The organism is Flavobacterium degerlachei (assembly GCF_900106645.1).
Lineage (GTDB): Bacteria > Bacteroidota > Bacteroidia > Flavobacteriales > Flavobacteriaceae > Flavobacterium > Flavobacterium degerlachei.
In genome coordinates this window covers 205,413-221,384 of record NZ_FNMV01000006.1, presented here as the reverse complement: position 1 = coordinate 221,384, position 15,972 = coordinate 205,413, and the positions used below count along the sequence as shown (strand labels likewise).

The window sequence follows — 15,972 nt, the reverse complement described above, 5'->3', positions numbered from 1 at the left end:
GTTTGGTCGATTGGTAAATAGATTTTCGTGTTTCTCTGTGTTTCCTTATAGTATCTTTGTGTGATAAGTATATTTCGCAAAGATTCACAAAGAGACTTCAAAGTTTCTCTAAGGTTTAGATTTCTTTATGTATCTCTGAGCTTTCTTTGCGGGACTCTGTGTAACAAAAAAATCGCATCAAAATAATAATGGCAAACGAACGCATCATATTAGGAATTGACCCAGGAACTACCATAATGGGTTTTGGTTTGATACGTGTTATCAATAAAAAAATGGAATTTATTCAGTTGAACGAGTTGCAGTTGAATAAAATGGACGACCATTATATGAAACTAAAACGAATTTTTGAACGTACCATTGAATTGATAGATACGCATCATCCGGATGAAATTGCGATTGAAGCGCCTTTCTTTGGGAAAAACGTACAATCGATGTTGAAGTTGGGTCGTGCGCAAGGAGTTGCGATGGCTGCAGGACTTTCGAGAGATATTCCCATCACCGAATATGAACCTAAGAAAATAAAAATGGCTATTACTGGAAACGGAAATGCCAGCAAGGAACAGGTTGCTAAAATGCTACAGCAATTATTGGGACTAAAAGAACTACCTAAAAATCTGGATAGCACCGATGGACTTGCAGCTGCGGTTTGTCACTTTTTCAATTCAGGAAAAGTAGTTGGAACGAAAAGCTATACTGGCTGGGATGCTTTTGTAAAACAAAATGAAGAACGAGTTAAAAAATAGTGACTAGTATTCAGTATTCAGTTTTCAGAACTGACCACTGACCACTGATCACTGACCACTTAATATGTCAGGAATCTACATACACATACCATTCTGCAAGCAAGCTTGCCATTACTGCGATTTTCATTTTTCGACTTCAATGAAAAAGAAAGACGAGATGGTTTTGGCTTTGGTCAAAGAAATTAAAATGCGCAAAAGTGAATCTGAAAATGAGATCGTAGAAACGATTTATTTTGGAGGAGGAACGCCCAGCGTATTGACTTCTGAAGAAATAGATTTTTTGATTGCGGCAGTTTATGAAAATTATAGCGTTTCAGAAAATCCCGAAATTACACTCGAAGCCAATCCTGATGATTTATCGAGTGAAAGAATTCTGGAATTGTCGAAAAGTAAAATCAACAGACTGAGCATCGGAATACAGTCTTTTTTTGAAGATGATTTACGAATGATGAATCGCGCGCATAATTCAGAGGAAGCCCAGAAGTGTTTGCAAGAAGCGACCCGTTATTTTGATAATATTTCGATTGATTTGATTTATGGAGTTCCTGACTCGAGCCAGAATGGCGAACAGGCGCAGCAAATGAGCAACGAAAAATGGAAGCAGAATATCGAGAAAGCGTTGTCTTTCGGGATTCCGCATATTTCTAGTTATGCTTTGACGGTAGAGCCTAAAACAGCTTTGAAGAAATTAATTGATACCGGAAAAATAGCAGAGCCAAATGACGAAGTAGCGCAAGAACATTTTATGATTCTGGTGGATATGCTTGAGGCGAATGGTTTTATTCATTACGAGCTGTCTAATTTTGGTAAGGAAAACTATTTTTCCAAGAATAATTCGGCTTATTGGCTAGGAAAGAAATATATCGGAATTGGACCTTCGGCACACAGTTATGACGGGGTTTCTCGCTCTTGGAATATTGCTAACAATCCGTTATATATAAAATCTATAGATGCGGATAAACTGCCAAATGAGATTGAAATCCTTTCGGTATCGGATCGTTATAATGAATATATTATGACAGGATTGCGCACTATTTGGGGAGTTTCTTTAGATAGAATTGAATCAGAATTTGGTAAAACCTATTTGGATTATTTAATGAAACAAGCTCAGAAATACTTGAATGACGATTTACTTTCGATAGAAAATGCTATTTTAAAACCTACCAAAAAAGGAAAGTTTTTGACAGATGGAATTGCATCGGATTTATTTTACTTAAATTTGGAGTAAATGAATTAACCGCAAGGTTCGCAAAGGTTTACGCAAGGTTCGCAAAGTTTTTTTTTATGACTGAAAATGAATTATCAAAAATTGTTTTTGACTGCGCTCTCAAGGTTCATAAAGCACTTGGCCCTGGGTTACTAGAAAGTGCTTATGAAGAATGCTTATACTATGAGCTCAAGAAAACGGGTTTAAACGTAGTGAAACAAAAAGCATTGCCTTTGGTTTACGAGGATGTTCAATTAGATATTGGTTATAGACTTGATATTATTATTGAGGGAAAATTGATTTTGGAAATAAAATCGGTAGATACTTTAAATGATATTCATTTTGCTCAATTATTAACGTATCTCAAATTGACTAATTGCAAACTAGGTTTGTTGATTAATTTTAATGTCGTTTTGATAAAAGATGGCATGAAACGAATTGCAAATAATCTTTAATTAAACCCTAGCGAACTTTGCGCAAGCCTTTGCGCTCTTTGCGGTAAAATAAAACTATGATAGCAACAATAAATAATTTTCAAGTCGATTTGTCAAAACCTATTGACATTTCTATTCCATTATCTAATACAAATGAAAACCCAATAGCTTGGTATATTGATAAACCAGTAATTGAGCCCGTTAAGTTTGATGAATGGATAGGGAAAGTTTCGTCAGGAATGTCTTCTACTAATTTCAATAATATTCAATTCAACCCGCACGGTCACGGGACGCATACAGAATGCTTGGGCCATATTACCCATGATTTTTATAGTGTGAACCAAGCCTTGAAACAATTTTTCTTTGTTGCCGAATTAGTTTCGGTGGAATTGGACGATCAGGAAGGCGACTTTGTAATTACAAAGGCCGCGATAGAGAATGCTTTAAATGGCAAAAAACCTGAAGCAATTGTAATTAGAACATTGCCTAATGATGCCGACAAAGTTTCGAGGAAATATTCCCACACTGATCCACCTTTCCTAGCGGAAGAGGCTGCGTTATTTCTTCGCGAAAGTGGAATACAGCATTTGCTGATTGACCTGCCAAGTGTTGATAAAGAAAAAGATGAAGGAAAACTCTTGGCTCACAAAGCCTTTTGGAATGTGACCGATGTGAAAAATTTAAATGCAGATGCCAGATTAGATTGTACAATTACTGAAATGATTTTTGTTGCAGATGAAGTAAAAGATGGAAGTTATCTGTTGAATTTACAAATTGTCTCTTTTGAGAATGATGCTAGTCCAAGTAAGCCAGTTTTGTACTCTATTTTAGAGGTTAAATAATTAATTTATAATTCAATATTTATAATTTATAATTATTTTAAAATATGAATTTAGAAAGCTTTTATGAATATTGTTTGACTAAAAAAGGAGTGACGGAGCATTTTCCTTTTGATGAAGATACTTTGGTATTTAAAGTGGGCGGAAAAATGTTTGCTTTATCTTCCTTAAGTCAATGGGAAAAAGGTGAGCCTGCAGTTAATTTAAAATGTGATCCAGAACGCGCACAGGAATTGCGTTCGCAATATGATGACATAAAACCAGGTTGGCATATGAGCAAAATCCATTGGAATACAGTTGCCATAAATAAAGATATTCCAGATTCTCTCGTAAAAGAATTGATTGACCATTCCTATGAGTTGGTTCACAAAAGTTTAACTAAGAAAATACAGGAAGAGATCTTAAAAAAATAAAACCATTCGTCGACACTTTTACGCTATTCGACGATAGCAATATCAATATTATCGAAATTTAATCTTTTGATGTTGTAATCATAGTACTTTTAGTAGTCCGCGAATTATAAATAAAAACAAATGGCTAGATCACTGAATATATTATTAATTGAAGATGATGCAATTGAAGTTATGAAATTCAATAGGGTTTTAAGCTCGATGGAGTTAAAACACAAAATTATTGAAGCAAATAATGGTGAAGAAGCGTTAACTATATTAAAAGTTAAAGAAATCATACCTGATATCATAATATTGGATTTAAATATGCCAAAAATCAATGGAATTGAGTTTTTAGGGATATTAAAAGAAGATGATTATTTAAAATATATTCCATCAGTAATTTTAACAACATCTAATAATCGTGTTGATGTTATGGAATGCTACAGAATAGGTATTGCGGGGTATTTGGTAAAGCCACTTAAGTACGATGATTATGTAGATCGTATAAAAAAACTAATAGAATATTGGAGCTGTAACGAATTAATATCCCAATAATAAATGTACGGAATTGTAAATAAAGCAATAGAAGAGTTAGTTACGGCTAATTTTGGCGAGGAAAAATGGGAAGCTATTAGACTTAGAAGCGGAATAGATATTGATTTTTTTATAAGTAGTGAAGCGTATGATGACGATATTACTTTTAAGTTGGCAATCGCTGTTTCTGAAGAAATGGGAATGACATTAAGTGCCGTATTGATAGCATTTGGTGAATGGTGGGTCTTGAAAACAACTAAAGAAAAATATGGTGGTTTAATGGAAGCTGGCGGAAATGATTTGAGAGAATTTTTAATAAACTTACCACTCTTTCATAATCGCGTAATGCTAATTTACCCTAAATTAACTCCTCCTGAGTTTAAAGTGAGTGATATCACTGAAAATAGTATCAATCTACATTATTTGTCAAAAAGGGAAGGACTTCAGGATTTTGTTAGAGGTTTGATTCAAGGATTAGGAATAATGTATAATACCCCTGTGACTATTAATTTAATCCAAACTCGAGACGAAGGTAGCTCACATGAAATTTTTAATATAATCTGGTAAATAATAAGGATGAAAAATTCAGAGTTTAATTTTGATGAAGATAGCTTCAATAAGCTTTTCCCTTTTTACATTTTAATAGATTATGATTTAAAAATAAAGGGGTTTGGTAAAAGTTTAGCTAAGGCTTTACCTCTAATTAAGCTCAATGATGATTTTGCGGCATCTTTTAGGGTTAAAAGGCCCCATATTGAAAGTGACACTTTTGAAAATATAATTTCTATTTTTAATCAATTGGTTCTTATAGGAACAGCCTCTGAAGATATTGATTTAAGAGGCCAATTTCAGGAACATAATGGATCTATTTTATTTGTTGGTTCCCCCTGGTTTGTCTCAATGGACCAAGTGCGAGAAAAAAAATTAACACTACACGATTTTGCTTTCCACGACCCCTTATTAGATTTACTCCATGTGTTAAAGACACAAGAAATCACTACTCAGGAATTAAAAGAATTATTAATTAAGATTAATAATCAAAAGAAAGCATTAGACAGGGATCAAGAGGAATTGAATAGACTTTCACTTGTGGCTAGTGCTAATGAAAATGGTGTCGTTTTTACAAAACCTAGCGGTGAAATATTTTGGTGTAATGATGCCTATTTACAACTTACTGGTTATTCTAAAGAAGAGGTAATAGGTAAAACTCCTATTCTACTTGGTAAATGTGACGAAACAACTGAGGAAGAATTACTTAAAATGACTGTTCCGTTTTTAAATGGAGAGCCTTTTAATGTAGAGCACCTTCATCGTCGAAAAGACAATAAAAACTTTTGGGTTAGAACAAAAGGGCAGCCTATTTTAGACTCAGATGGGAAGGTCATACAATACTTTGCCATGATTGAAGATGTAACTGAAGATAAGAAGCACGAGGAAATACTACGAATCGAGAAAGAAAAATATAGCAATATTATTGCCAATATGAACCTTGGTTTGATTGAAGTTGATGAAGACGAAAGGATTGTTTTAGCAAATAATAGTTTTTGTAATTTTAGCGGATATAGCTTAGAGGAGTTAATTGGTAAAAATGCATCTAGTTTACTTCTCACAGAAGAAAGTAAGACAATCATAAAAGAAAAAAACGAACTCAGAGTTAAAGGAATTACAGATTCGTATGAAATCCAAGTAAAGAATAAAAAAGGAGAACTACGTCATTGGTTAATTAGCGGCGCTCCAAATTATGATATAAATGGTATAGTGACTGGTTCTATAGGTATTCATTTAGATATAACAGAACAGAAAGCTCAAGAAGAAAGTTTATACTTACTATCCTTAATTGCTGAAAAGAATATAAATGCGGTAATAATTTCAGATATTGAAGGAAAGATTGAATGGGTAAATTCAAGTTTTGAAAAAATGTCTGGATATTCTATAATGGAATCGGTCGGAAATAAACCGGGGCATTTATTGCAAGGGCAAGAAACAAATCCTGAAACTGTTGCATATTTAAGTGCTCAAATTAGGAAAGGTCAGCCTTTTGCTTGTGAAATTGTAAATTATTCCAAATCAGGGGATAAGTATTGGGTAAAAATTCAAGGGCAAGCTTTATATAATAAAAAAGGAGAAATAGTTCGGTATTTTGCTATTGAAGAAAATATTTCCAACAAGAAATTATTAGAAAATCAAAGAGAAGAATTAGTAGCGAGCTTAGCGAAAACAAATAAAGAACTCGAAGATTATGCGCAAATAGTTTCTCATGATTTAAAATCACCCTTACGTAGTATACATTCTTTAATTTCTTGGATTAAAGAGGATAATGACAAAGCCTTTAGTGATCAAACTTTGAAATATTTTTCAATGATGGAAAATAAAGTAGAGAAAATGGATCGTTTAATAGAAGGGATCTTAACGTATTCTAAAATTGACAAAGAGAATATAGCTGTAGAAAAGGTTAATACTCAATTAATCATTCAGAGTATAATTGAGATTATTCATATTCCAAAACACATTACAGTTACTATAAAAAATACGTTGCCAATAATTAATGCAGATCGCTATAGAATTCAACAGCTGTTTCAAAACATAATTGGGAATGCTGTAAATTATATAGAAAGAGAAGTTGGTTTAGTTGAAATTTCTTCAGAAGAGTTTGATACTTATTATGTTTTTGCTGTAAAAGATAATGGAGTTGGAATTGCAGAGAAAAACCACGAGAAAATATTTAATACTTTTCAATCCTATACCACAAGCGAGCATTCAACAGGTTTGGGTTTATCAATAGTTAAGAAAGTTATTGAAACCTATAAGGGTAAAATATGGATTGAAAGTGAAGAAGGAGTGGGAACTACCTTTTTTATAAAACTTAATAAATAAAGTATGAAAATTATTCAGGCCTCTAAAATTGGAAATCAAAACTGGAAGTATTTTCAAGAAAAAACAGAATTGAAAAATCCTTTGGTATTGGTTTTTGGGAATCGAATCTTACTTGAAAATGAAGAAGTCATAAAAAATATTCGCCAAGAATTTCCATATGAACATATTGTTTTTGGGTCAACAGCTGGGGAAATTTTATGTTGTAATGTAAATGACAACTCTATCTCTGTAACTGCAATTGAATTAGAAAAAAGTTCTTTTGTCGTAGAAAGAGAAAATGTGCTTGACTATGATAAAAATGCTAAAAAACTGGGGGAGGCACTTTATAATAAAATCCCAAAAGAAAATTTGAAACATTTATTTGTTTTGTCAGAGGGGAGTTTTGTAAACGGAAGTTCCTTAATAAACGGATTAGAGAATGAAATTGATTCGGCAGTTTCAATTACTGGTGGAATTTGTGGGGACGATGCTCGATTTGAAAAAACATTAGCCTCTTATAAAGAGAACCCAAAAGAAGGAGAAGTTATTTTAATTGGATTTTATGGTGAAACTCTAGAAGTTTCTTTTGCCAGCTTTGGTGGTTGGATTCCTTTTGGTCCGGAACGAGTAATAACAAAATCAGAAGCTAATATTCTTTATGAAATTGATGGGCAACCTGCACTTGATTTGTATAAAAAGTACTTGGGCGATAAAGCGCAAGAATTGCCACAAGCCTCTTTGTTATATCCTTTGAATGTGACGCCAGAAGGCAAAGAAGAACCTGTTGTGCGAACTATATTAAAGATTAATGATGAAAATCATTCGATGACTTTAGCGGGTGATGTTCCAATGAATTCAAAAGTTCAGTTAATGATGGCATCCGTTGATGGTATTGCAGAAGGAGCTCAAATCGCTGCAGAATATGCCATGAAAAACAGAAAAAATGCACCAGAAGTCGCAATTCTAGTAAGTTGTATTGGTCGGAAATTAGTAATGAATCAAAGGGTAGAAGAAGAAATTGAGGAAGTTAGAGAATGTATTGGAGAGAAGGTGCCTATGACGGGATTTTACTCTTATGGAGAAATGGCTCCCTTTAATGGAAGTACTTCTTGTGAATTGCACAATCAAACCATGACATTAACCTTAATAAGTGAATAATGAACCCATTACTAAAAAGGCAAATAGATAAAAAACTTAAAGGGGGACTAAATGATTTAGATCTGTTTCTTGAAGCGATTAATGAGTCCTATGTTAATTTTGAAGATCAGATTGGATTATTGCAAAGAGCAATGAAAATTAGTTCTGATGAACTTTTTGAAGCCAATCAAAAATTAAGAGATGAAGCCGAAAGTTTAAAAGAGATAAATAAAAACCTTGAATTCATTCTTAATTCTATGAGTCTTGACGAATCAATTGCATCAAAATCAAATTCCTTTAATTCCTCCGATTATATTAAAGAACAATCAATTGAAATTGTAAAAATTAATAAGCAAAGAGAAGAGTTATTATTGAGTCTTGAAAAACAAAATAAAGAATTAAATGAGTATGCACACATGGTTTCTCATGATTTGAAAGCGCCATTGAGAAGTATTGACACCTTAATTAACTGGTTTATTGAAGATAACCAAGTAATGATGAATGACGTAAATACAAAGTCATTAAACTTAATTCTTTCTAATGTTGAAAAAATGGACCTGTTAATTAAAGGTATTCTGGATTATTCAGCAATTGAAAAGCAAAATGACGATGATAGAATTATTGACTTGAATATTTTAGTAGATGAAATTTTGAGGACTAACTCAGTTCAAAGTAATGTTGATATTGAAATTAAAAATGAACTACCTAAAATTTTCGGGAATGATTTTCGGTTTAAACAATTATTCCAAAATCTAATTCAAAATGCTATAAAATACAACGACAAGGAAAATATTGAGATTGAAATAGGTAGCACTGAGGATGAAAATGAGTTTAGTTTTTATATAAAGGACAATGGGATTGGTATTCCGGAAATCTATCAAAATAAAATATTTGATATATTTTCAAAATTAGAAAACAATGACTCCTCCTCAGGAATAGGGCTTTCAATAGTTAAAAAAATCATTGAATTTTACAAAGGGAAAATTTGGCTAGAAAGCCAAGAGAATAAAGGAACAATTTTTTATTTCACAATAGCTAGAGAAAATGGAACAACCTAATTTAAATTACATCAACGAGCTCTCAGGAGATAACCTAGATTTTAAGAATAAAATAATCGGTATTCTTAAAAAAGAACTTCCAGATGAAATTGCAGTATATAGCCAAGAATATATAAATGCCAATTATTTATTAACGGCCCAATCTGTCCATAAATTAAAACACAAAATATCTATACTAGGTTTAGAAAAAAGTTATTATATTGCTGAAGAATATGAAAATAACTTAAAAAATAACTCAACAAATTTGAATGCCGATTTTGAAAATATTTTAAAATGCATGCAGGATTTCGTGAGTCATTTATAATACTTTTTAGCTTATGAATTGCATTATAATTGATGATGAAGAAATGGCAAGAGCAATTATTGCTCAATTCATTACAAATTACTCGGATATTAATATTGCAAATCAATTCTCAAATGCTTTACAGGCAATTAAGTATTTAAATCAAAATGATGTTGATTTAATATTTTTGGATATCCATATGCCTGATTTTACAGGTTTTGATTTTATTCAAACCATTAAAAACCCTCCAAAGATAATTTTAGTTACATCAGATAAAAACTTTGCTATAGAAGCATTCGAATACGAATGTATTGTAGATTATCTTGTAAAACCAATTACCGAAGACCGTTTTCAAAAAGCAATTCAAAAAGCAAACGCCTATCAATTTAACTCCAGTTCCCTAGAAAAAGCAGTTGTTGCTGAGGATAATGTAAAGGAGTTTTATGTTAATATCGATCGCAGATTAATCAAGATAGAAATGGCTTCTGTTAATATTGTTGAAGCCAAAGGAGATTATATACATATTAAAACGGAGGGCAAAAACTATATTGTTCACTCGACACTAAAAAAAATCGAAGATAAATTACCTAAAGATTTATTTTTGAAAGTGCATCGCTCCTTTATTATCAATACCAAGAAAATTATAGACATTGAAGATAATAGTGTCTTAATTGCCAAAGACGTTATTCCAGTAAGTCGCGCTAATAGACCTGAATTAATGAAGAGATTAAATCTTCTGTAGTAGATGCGCCGCTAGTAAATTCCAAAATCAACTTTTTTTTCGTTTAAATTTAAATAAGATTAATCAACTTGGATAGAGAGGATTTTGCACGCTGTTTTTGTAATTTAAAAGTTACTTTTAATTGCAAAAAAGGTAGTTCGTCGGGTATATTGTGCATTTGAACTATGTTTTGATAATTTCGCTTCTGTAACTAAATTACTAAAAGTGGAAATACAATTACAAAATGCAAAATTATTTGAATTGTCAAATTCTTTTGATGATCGTGATGGATATTATTTGATTTCTTTAAAATGGTCTTTGATAAATGAAGAGTATATTACTTTTGTTAGAAAAGAGGCTTTAGCTTATTGTTATAATTTAGATTGGGCTGGCCCCATGAGTAAATCTAATTTATTAAAAAAAGTAATAAAGGATAAAACTGTAATTGTGCCGCTATCAAAAATAAGGTCCTTTCTAGTAAAAGTAAACACAGACAATAAAGAATGTTTTATGTTACCTAACACTGATGAGGTAAGGAAAATTATTGGTTTTGAAGATGCTAACTTACAACTTGTAGTTTAAAGGTGCTTATAGAATGGTTTCTTTTTAATGCGTTATTTACCTAAATAATTTTACTTGAATTTTAAATTATATGTTATTACAGAATAAAATAAAATACCCCCAAAAAAAAATAGTGCTTTCTGGGGGTATTTTACTTCATGAATAAAGCAGTTTTTATTTCGGTAAGACTCTAATTTAATTTAAAAATAGGCTTGTCAAACAAGTTCCATTTTAGTCTTAACCCCATTTCAGTATACGTAAATCCTGCCACGGATACGGATGCAATATTACTTTTAATCCCATAAATATTTGCCAATAAACGATCAGAGAATTTATAACCTAATTTGGCTTGTACTCTGTAAGTCCATTGTTTGTCATTGTTTTCTATAAATTGATACCCAGTAGCAAGATTTGCGTTATAAAACCAGCTATTTACTTTGGCGATTTTCTCATCTTTCAGTAATTCGATAAAAACTTCAACAGCATTAAACTTACTTGGACTAAAATAATCGTTTGGGACTTGATTTTTGAAGGCAATGTACTGATAGTTTAATCCTCCTTTTAAAACAGGATTAGACATAAAGTTGTAATAGAATGAGGTAAACAATAGGTTTCGGGTATTGTCATCCGTTTGTGTAGTGTAAAAATATTGGGTAAACCATCCAAAATTAAAATTGGTACTCAAGTTATAATTTAGGTAGTAATTGTTAGCAGCGATTTCTTTGTCAATCAAATCAGAGTTAAAATTTTGAATTTCTCTTTTATACCCTATTTCTAAATCTTGCAATTTGAACGGTTTTATTTTGAAGAACGTATGTATTAATGCTTGGTTATACTTGCTAGTGCTAGAATTTGCCGATGTAACTCCAGCATTAAACGTGTAACTAATTTTTGGATGGAATTTATAATTCACTCCTGCTAAGAAATCATTTGTTTTTGCGCTTGCCTTAGAAACTGTATTTTCTGTTTCTCTGTATAGGTAACTTGCATTAAAAGCTAATTTAGTAGATACCGGAAAAACAATTGAAGTAAGAGTAGCTTTGGCAGTGTTCTTACCATTATCAAAAGCATAAGAAAGTTTTTCTTCAACAAATGGAGTGAATTCTTCTTTTAATTTTTTTATAAAATTAACTGCATCTCCTTGATTATTAAAAATCTCTAAAGTAGTATTTGCTGCTTTATATGCTTTTGAAACTTCTCCTGATGCGTAGTATGCATTTGCAATTCCTAGATTTCCATCAAATGATTTTGAGTCGTTTTCTAATATGTTTTGATAATTTTTAATACTTTCAGGGAAATTACTTTTGTAAATGGCTAGTGTAGCAGCTAATGAAAGTACCCAGTTTTCATTAGGATGTTGAGCAGTTAATTCCTCAATTTTAGTTTCTGCTGCTTTGTATTTCTTGTTCCAAATCAATGCTTGTACATATCGCTCTTGCGTTTGGTTTTTTAAAGTCTCCTCTGTAGTATTGTTGATTTTTTGGATTGCCTCCTGAGATAGGGATAGTGCTTTTTTATCCTTTCCGTCAATGTGTTCAATTAGAGAAAGGCCATTTAATGCCAAAATCGGATTTTCTTTGGCCAATAAATTATAAACTTCTTTGCCTTTAGCAATGTCTTTTGTGATTAGGTATAAGTTGGCTTTATTCATTAATGTTTCTTTATCATTAGGAAAGTCAACTAAAATTTCGTCGTAAAAAGTTTCTGCATCAGTAAATTTTTTTTCATTTACCTTTTGACTAGCATAGCCCAGCTTAATGTATTTTCTTGAAACTAAGGCACCAGGATTTGCGGGAGATAATTCTAGTGCTTTATTAACATTCAATAAAGCGTCTTTGAATTCTTTTAAATTTGATAAGGTATTTGCAAATCCCAGATGTGCTACAAAGCTAGTTGGGTTTTGCGCAACAAGGGTTGTATAAAAAATTTTGGCTTCGTCAAATTTTTTGTTCCAGAGTAGTGCTTCGGCATAATTAAGCTCTATTTCTAAATCTCCGGGATATTCTTTTTTCAAAACAACAAAGTTTTGCAATGCTTTGTCAGCTTGATTATTAAGACCTATAGCTCTGGCATAACATAAACGCGCAGTTTTGTTATTGGGATAGTCTTTTAATATGTTTTCGAAGAATACTTCCGCTTTATCAAATTCGCCTTTTTCCAGATTAGTGAATCCTTTGCTCATATCTTGGGCATTTGCAATAGTACTCATAATAAGGAAGAGAAGAAAGAGGGTTTGTTGTAAAAATTTCATTCGATTTGATTCTTGATTTATATAGATGCAAGTTAAGTATATTACTGTGATATTTCACCTACAGCAACTTGCCATTCGTCGAAGAATTAAATACGTTCGTGTGAATTGGAAAGATATTTGCGTCAGTATAAACAAATAATTATAAATAAGATGGCAATTCAAATTACATATAATGCAGGAGTTTATGAAATTTACGGGATGTTAAATTCGCAAAATAGTAATGCATTAAATAGCCACATTGAGAATTTAATGGAGCATTCTAAAGGTATTGTGCTTTCTTTAAATAAGGTTCTGGAGATTGATAGTGAAGCTATAAAATGCATAACGTCATTATATAATAAAGCTTGGGGACGCGACAAGATGTTTTATATCATTGGTATGGAAAATAAAAAAGTCAGCGAACAGTTTGCCTCCTTAAATTTAAATAATATTTTGCTTTAATATTTTTTGTAATTTTTAACAAAAATAAAAACATGCAAATAGGTTCGTATAAAATACCTTTTCTTCCTGCTAATCTGGGACCTGAGCAACTATTTATGGTCACTATTTTGTTAGTCAATGGGGGGAATTATCTTTATAACTTATTGCTAGGTCGTATATTGGGGCCTTCTGAATTTTCAGATGCGGCCATATTAATTACTTTATTACTCATCCTTTCCTTTATAGGCATGACTTTCCAAATTGTTACTGCAAAATATGCAGTGCTGTTAGAAGAAAGTTATCTGCTAAGTTTTATTAAGCTGATAACTAAATACGCTGCCGTATTAGGGTTGCTCTTTGGAATATGCATTGTGCTTTTTTATCAGGAATTACAAACCCTTTTTCACACTAAAACCGCTTGGATGTTCTTCATTTTTGGTTTCGGAATTCCATTGTATTTTTTAATGAGTGTTAATAGAGGGTTATATCAAGGCCAAAATGTATTAAATAAATTAGCTACTACCTATCAAACCGAAATGGCCAGCCGATTAGTACTTACAATTGCGGCTATTTATTTATTGCCTGATGTGCCAAGTTCTATAATTGTTGCCTCTGGAATAGTGCTGTCTTTTGTTTTTGGTGTTTTTCCTTTTCAAAAGTTGATTTTTAAAGGACTAAAAACAGCTGAAACACCTGTAATTGATACCCGTTCGATAACCACTTTTTTTGCATTGACTGCTTTTTATGAGCTTACACAAATCATAATCAATAATAGCGACATAATATTAGTTAAACACTTTTTTGACAATGAGCAGGCCGGATTGTATGCTTCATTGGCACTTATAGGTCGTGTTGTTTATTTTGTTGCCTGGATGTTTGTAATGCTATTGTTACCCAAAGTAATCCAAATGAAAAAAGACAATCAAGATACACTGCCTATTTTACTTAAATATGTAGGCTACATTGTTTTACTCTCTACCTTTATTGTATTATTTACGGCACTTTTTCCTGAGTTTGTTGTAGGTATTATGTTTGGGAAAGAGTATGTTTCTATTTCCTTTTTATTGTGGAAATACGCTTTGGCAACCTCTCTATTTGCTGTTGCTAATATATTTGCCTATTATTATTTATCACTTAATCAATATTTACCAGTAGTTGTTTCGGCCGTTTTAGGTTCCACGCAAATTGGGTTAATTATAGCTTATCATAATTCATTGGAGCAAGTCGTTCATATGCAAATTATAGCTATGGTTATTTTATTGTTTTTTCAATTGTGTTATTTCTTTTATAAAAATAAAAAATAAAGGAGGACTATGAAATTCTTGTTACCTTTAAACTGCCAAACCAAATCTATAAAAATATGAAAATTGCCGTAATCACCGCCTTTCCTCCAAGTAAGGTAACTTTGAATGAATATGGATATCATTTAGTAAAGAACTTTGCACAAAAAATTGAAGTTTCAGAAGTGATTTTATTGTCTGATAAAACTGCTGGTCCAAAAGACTTAGACTTTGAAAATAGTCATAAAGTAAAAGTAAATGAATGTTGGGAATTTAATAGTTATTCTAATATTGTTTCAATAAGTGCAGCGATACGTATGGAGAAACCAGATGCAGTATTGATAAATCTTCAATTTATGAAATTTGGAGACAAAAAAGTACCTGCAGCTTTAGGACTAATGATTCCAATGGTTTTGCGTAATAATAGTGTTCCTACTGTTTCATTATTGCATAACATTTTAGAGCAGGTCGATTTAGAAAGCGCTGGTTTTACTGATAATAAATTAGCTCAAAAGTTTTATAATTTTGTTGGAACCACATTAACTCGATTCATTTTAAGATCAGATGTTGTAGCAGTTACCATTAATAAATATGTAGAAGTTTTAGAAAAGAAGTACAAGGTAAAAAATGTAAAAGTAATTCCTCACGGTACGTTTGATAGTATTGACGAGCCATCATTTGAGCTAGCTCCTGGACCAAAACAAATTATGGCTTTCGGTAAATTTGGTACCTATAAAAAAGTGGAGATTCTAATCGAAGCAGCGATTTTAATAAGACAGCGCAGTGCTGAAAAAATTGAAGTTGTTATTGCTGGAACGGATAGTCCTAATACTCCAGGCTATCTTGCGGGAGTGCAGGAAAAATATAAAGATGTAGAAGGAATCCGATTTACAGGTTATGTAGAAGAAAAAGACGTTCCAGTTATATTTGGAGACAGTACAGTAGTTGCTTTTCCTTATACATCTACAACGGGGAGCTCTGGAGTATTACATCAAGCAGGAAGTTATGGTAAAGCGGTAGTAATGCCAGATTTAGGGGATTTAGCTTTATTAGTTGAGGAAGAAGGTTACAAAGGGGAGTTTTTTGATCCGGAAAGTGCTGAATCTTTAGCTCAGGCAATTGAGAAAATCATCAATAATGATGACAATCGAAAAGCAATTGCAATGCAAAACTTTAAAGCAGCAAGTGCTCTGTCTATGGATAAGATTACCGATATGTATATGGATACTTTCAAGAAAATTATCCAATCAAAAAAATAA

Annotated in this window: 17 protein-coding genes; 16 read left to right on the top strand and 1 reads right to left on the bottom strand. The window is 32.0% G+C overall.

The features are described 5' to 3' along the window. The first annotated feature begins 188 nt into the window (after positions 1-188). The 13 genes from ruvC (at position 189) to BLV91_RS08035 (ending at position 10,783) form a co-directional block, all read left to right on the top strand. A complete protein-coding gene (gene ruvC, locus BLV91_RS08095; protein WP_074724169.1) occupies positions 189-743 on the top strand; it encodes a crossover junction endodeoxyribonuclease RuvC in 555 nt (184 codons plus the stop codon). Between the two features lie 64 nt (positions 744-807). Beyond that, positions 808-1,971: a radical SAM family heme chaperone HemW gene (hemW, locus tag BLV91_RS08090; protein ID WP_091431631.1), complete on the top strand. Its 1,164-nt coding sequence runs from the start codon at positions 808-810 to the stop codon at positions 1,969-1,971. 56 nt (positions 1,972-2,027) lie between these two features. Then, entirely contained in the window at positions 2,028-2,405 is a 378-nt protein-coding gene (locus BLV91_RS08085) for a GxxExxY protein (RefSeq protein WP_091431629.1), read from the top strand. A gap of 56 nt (positions 2,406-2,461) precedes the next feature. Continuing rightward, positions 2,462-3,226 carry a cyclase family protein gene (locus BLV91_RS08080; RefSeq protein WP_091431627.1) on the top strand — a complete coding sequence of 255 codons (765 nt, stop codon included), beginning with the start codon at positions 2,462-2,464 and terminating at the stop codon, positions 3,224-3,226. Positions 3,227-3,270: 44 nt separating this feature from the next. After that, positions 3,271-3,636, top strand: coding sequence for an MmcQ/YjbR family DNA-binding protein (locus BLV91_RS08075; RefSeq protein WP_091431625.1), 366 nt, complete (start codon positions 3,271-3,273; stop codon positions 3,634-3,636). Between the two features lie 120 nt (positions 3,637-3,756). Then, entirely contained in the window at positions 3,757-4,170 is a 414-nt protein-coding gene (locus BLV91_RS08070) for a response regulator (protein WP_091431624.1), read from the top strand. Positions 4,171-4,173: 3 nt separating this feature from the next. Further along, entirely contained in the window at positions 4,174-4,716 is a 543-nt protein-coding gene (locus BLV91_RS08065; protein WP_091431622.1) for a heme NO-binding domain-containing protein, read from the top strand. Between the two features lie 9 nt (positions 4,717-4,725). After that, entirely contained in the window at positions 4,726-7,023 is a 2,298-nt protein-coding gene (locus BLV91_RS08060; RefSeq protein WP_091431620.1) for a PAS domain S-box protein, read from the top strand. Between the two features lie 3 nt (positions 7,024-7,026). Then, on the top strand, positions 7,027-8,160 hold the full coding sequence (locus BLV91_RS08055) for an FIST signal transduction protein (protein WP_091431618.1): 1,134 nt from the start codon (positions 7,027-7,029) through the stop codon (positions 8,158-8,160). Further along, on the top strand, positions 8,160-9,197 hold the full coding sequence (locus tag BLV91_RS08050) for a sensor histidine kinase (protein ID WP_091431616.1): 1,038 nt from the start codon (positions 8,160-8,162) through the stop codon (positions 9,195-9,197). Before BLV91_RS08055 ends, BLV91_RS08050 begins: the two co-directional genes overlap by 1 nt. After that, positions 9,184-9,501 (top strand): histidine kinase, encoded by a 318-nt coding sequence (locus tag BLV91_RS08045; RefSeq protein ID WP_091431614.1) that lies wholly within the window; start codon positions 9,184-9,186, stop codon positions 9,499-9,501. The genes BLV91_RS08050 and BLV91_RS08045 overlap by 14 nt, the downstream gene beginning before the upstream one ends. Positions 9,502-9,514: 13 nt before the next feature. Next, the gene (locus BLV91_RS08040; RefSeq protein WP_091431612.1) at positions 9,515-10,222 is read left to right on the top strand and encodes a LytR/AlgR family response regulator transcription factor; all 708 of its coding nucleotides are present in this window, start codon (positions 9,515-9,517) and stop codon (positions 10,220-10,222) included. A gap of 204 nt (positions 10,223-10,426) precedes the next feature. Next, positions 10,427-10,783 carry a hypothetical protein gene (locus BLV91_RS08035; RefSeq protein WP_091431610.1) on the top strand — a complete coding sequence of 119 codons (357 nt, stop codon included), beginning with the start codon at positions 10,427-10,429 and terminating at the stop codon, positions 10,781-10,783. Between the two features lie 169 nt (positions 10,784-10,952). Here the strand turns inward: BLV91_RS08035 and BLV91_RS08030 are convergent, their stop codons facing one another. Next, complete coding sequence (locus tag BLV91_RS08030; protein WP_091431607.1) at positions 10,953-13,013, bottom strand: tetratricopeptide repeat protein; 2,061 nt, start codon at positions 13,011-13,013, stop codon at positions 10,953-10,955. A gap of 150 nt (positions 13,014-13,163) precedes the next feature. Between BLV91_RS08030 and BLV91_RS08025 the strand changes: the two genes are divergently transcribed. Genes BLV91_RS08025 through BLV91_RS08015 form a run of 3 tightly spaced genes read left to right on the top strand, consistent with a single transcriptional unit; the run spans position 13,164 to position 15,972 of the window. Beyond that, positions 13,164-13,454 (top strand): STAS domain-containing protein, encoded by a 291-nt coding sequence (locus BLV91_RS08025; RefSeq protein WP_091431605.1) that lies wholly within the window; start codon positions 13,164-13,166, stop codon positions 13,452-13,454. 32 nt (positions 13,455-13,486) lie between these two features. Next, positions 13,487-14,737 (top strand): MATE family efflux transporter, encoded by a 1,251-nt coding sequence (locus BLV91_RS08020; RefSeq protein WP_091431603.1) that lies wholly within the window; start codon positions 13,487-13,489, stop codon positions 14,735-14,737. A gap of 56 nt (positions 14,738-14,793) precedes the next feature. Further along, positions 14,794-15,972, top strand: a complete 1,179-nt coding sequence (locus BLV91_RS08015) for a glycosyltransferase (protein ID WP_091431601.1) — start codon at positions 14,794-14,796, stop codon at positions 15,970-15,972.

Bases quoted from the DNA above. Each gene is read 5' to 3' on its own strand.
- BLV91_RS08015 (WP_091431601.1), top strand. From the start codon at position 14,794: ATGAAAATTGCCGTAATCACCGCCTTTCCTCCAAGTAAGGTAACTTTG.
- BLV91_RS08075 (WP_091431625.1), top strand. From the start codon at position 3,271: ATGAATTTAGAAAGCTTTTATGAATATTGTTTGACTAAAAAAGGAGTG.
- BLV91_RS08060 (WP_091431620.1), top strand. From the start codon at position 4,726: ATGAAAAATTCAGAGTTTAATTTTGATGAAGATAGCTTCAATAAGCTT.
- BLV91_RS08050 (WP_091431616.1), top strand. From the start codon at position 8,160: ATGAACCCATTACTAAAAAGGCAAATAGATAAAAAACTTAAAGGGGGA.
- BLV91_RS08030 (WP_091431607.1), bottom strand. From the start codon at position 13,013: ATGAAATTTTTACAACAAACCCTCTTTCTTCTCTTCCTTATTATGAGT.
- hemW (WP_091431631.1), top strand. From the start codon at position 808: ATGTCAGGAATCTACATACACATACCATTCTGCAAGCAAGCTTGCCAT.
- BLV91_RS08020 (WP_091431603.1), top strand. From the start codon at position 13,487: ATGCAAATAGGTTCGTATAAAATACCTTTTCTTCCTGCTAATCTGGGA.
- BLV91_RS08080 (WP_091431627.1), top strand. From the start codon at position 2,462: ATGATAGCAACAATAAATAATTTTCAAGTCGATTTGTCAAAACCTATT.
- ruvC (WP_074724169.1), top strand. From the start codon at position 189: ATGGCAAACGAACGCATCATATTAGGAATTGACCCAGGAACTACCATA.
- BLV91_RS08065 (WP_091431622.1), top strand. From the start codon at position 4,174: ATGTACGGAATTGTAAATAAAGCAATAGAAGAGTTAGTTACGGCTAAT.
- BLV91_RS08045 (WP_091431614.1), top strand. From the start codon at position 9,184: ATGGAACAACCTAATTTAAATTACATCAACGAGCTCTCAGGAGATAAC.
- BLV91_RS08025 (WP_091431605.1), top strand. From the start codon at position 13,164: ATGGCAATTCAAATTACATATAATGCAGGAGTTTATGAAATTTACGGG.
- BLV91_RS08085 (WP_091431629.1), top strand. From the start codon at position 2,028: ATGACTGAAAATGAATTATCAAAAATTGTTTTTGACTGCGCTCTCAAG.
- BLV91_RS08070 (WP_091431624.1), top strand. From the start codon at position 3,757: ATGGCTAGATCACTGAATATATTATTAATTGAAGATGATGCAATTGAA.
- BLV91_RS08040 (WP_091431612.1), top strand. From the start codon at position 9,515: ATGAATTGCATTATAATTGATGATGAAGAAATGGCAAGAGCAATTATT.
- BLV91_RS08055 (WP_091431618.1), top strand. From the start codon at position 7,027: ATGAAAATTATTCAGGCCTCTAAAATTGGAAATCAAAACTGGAAGTAT.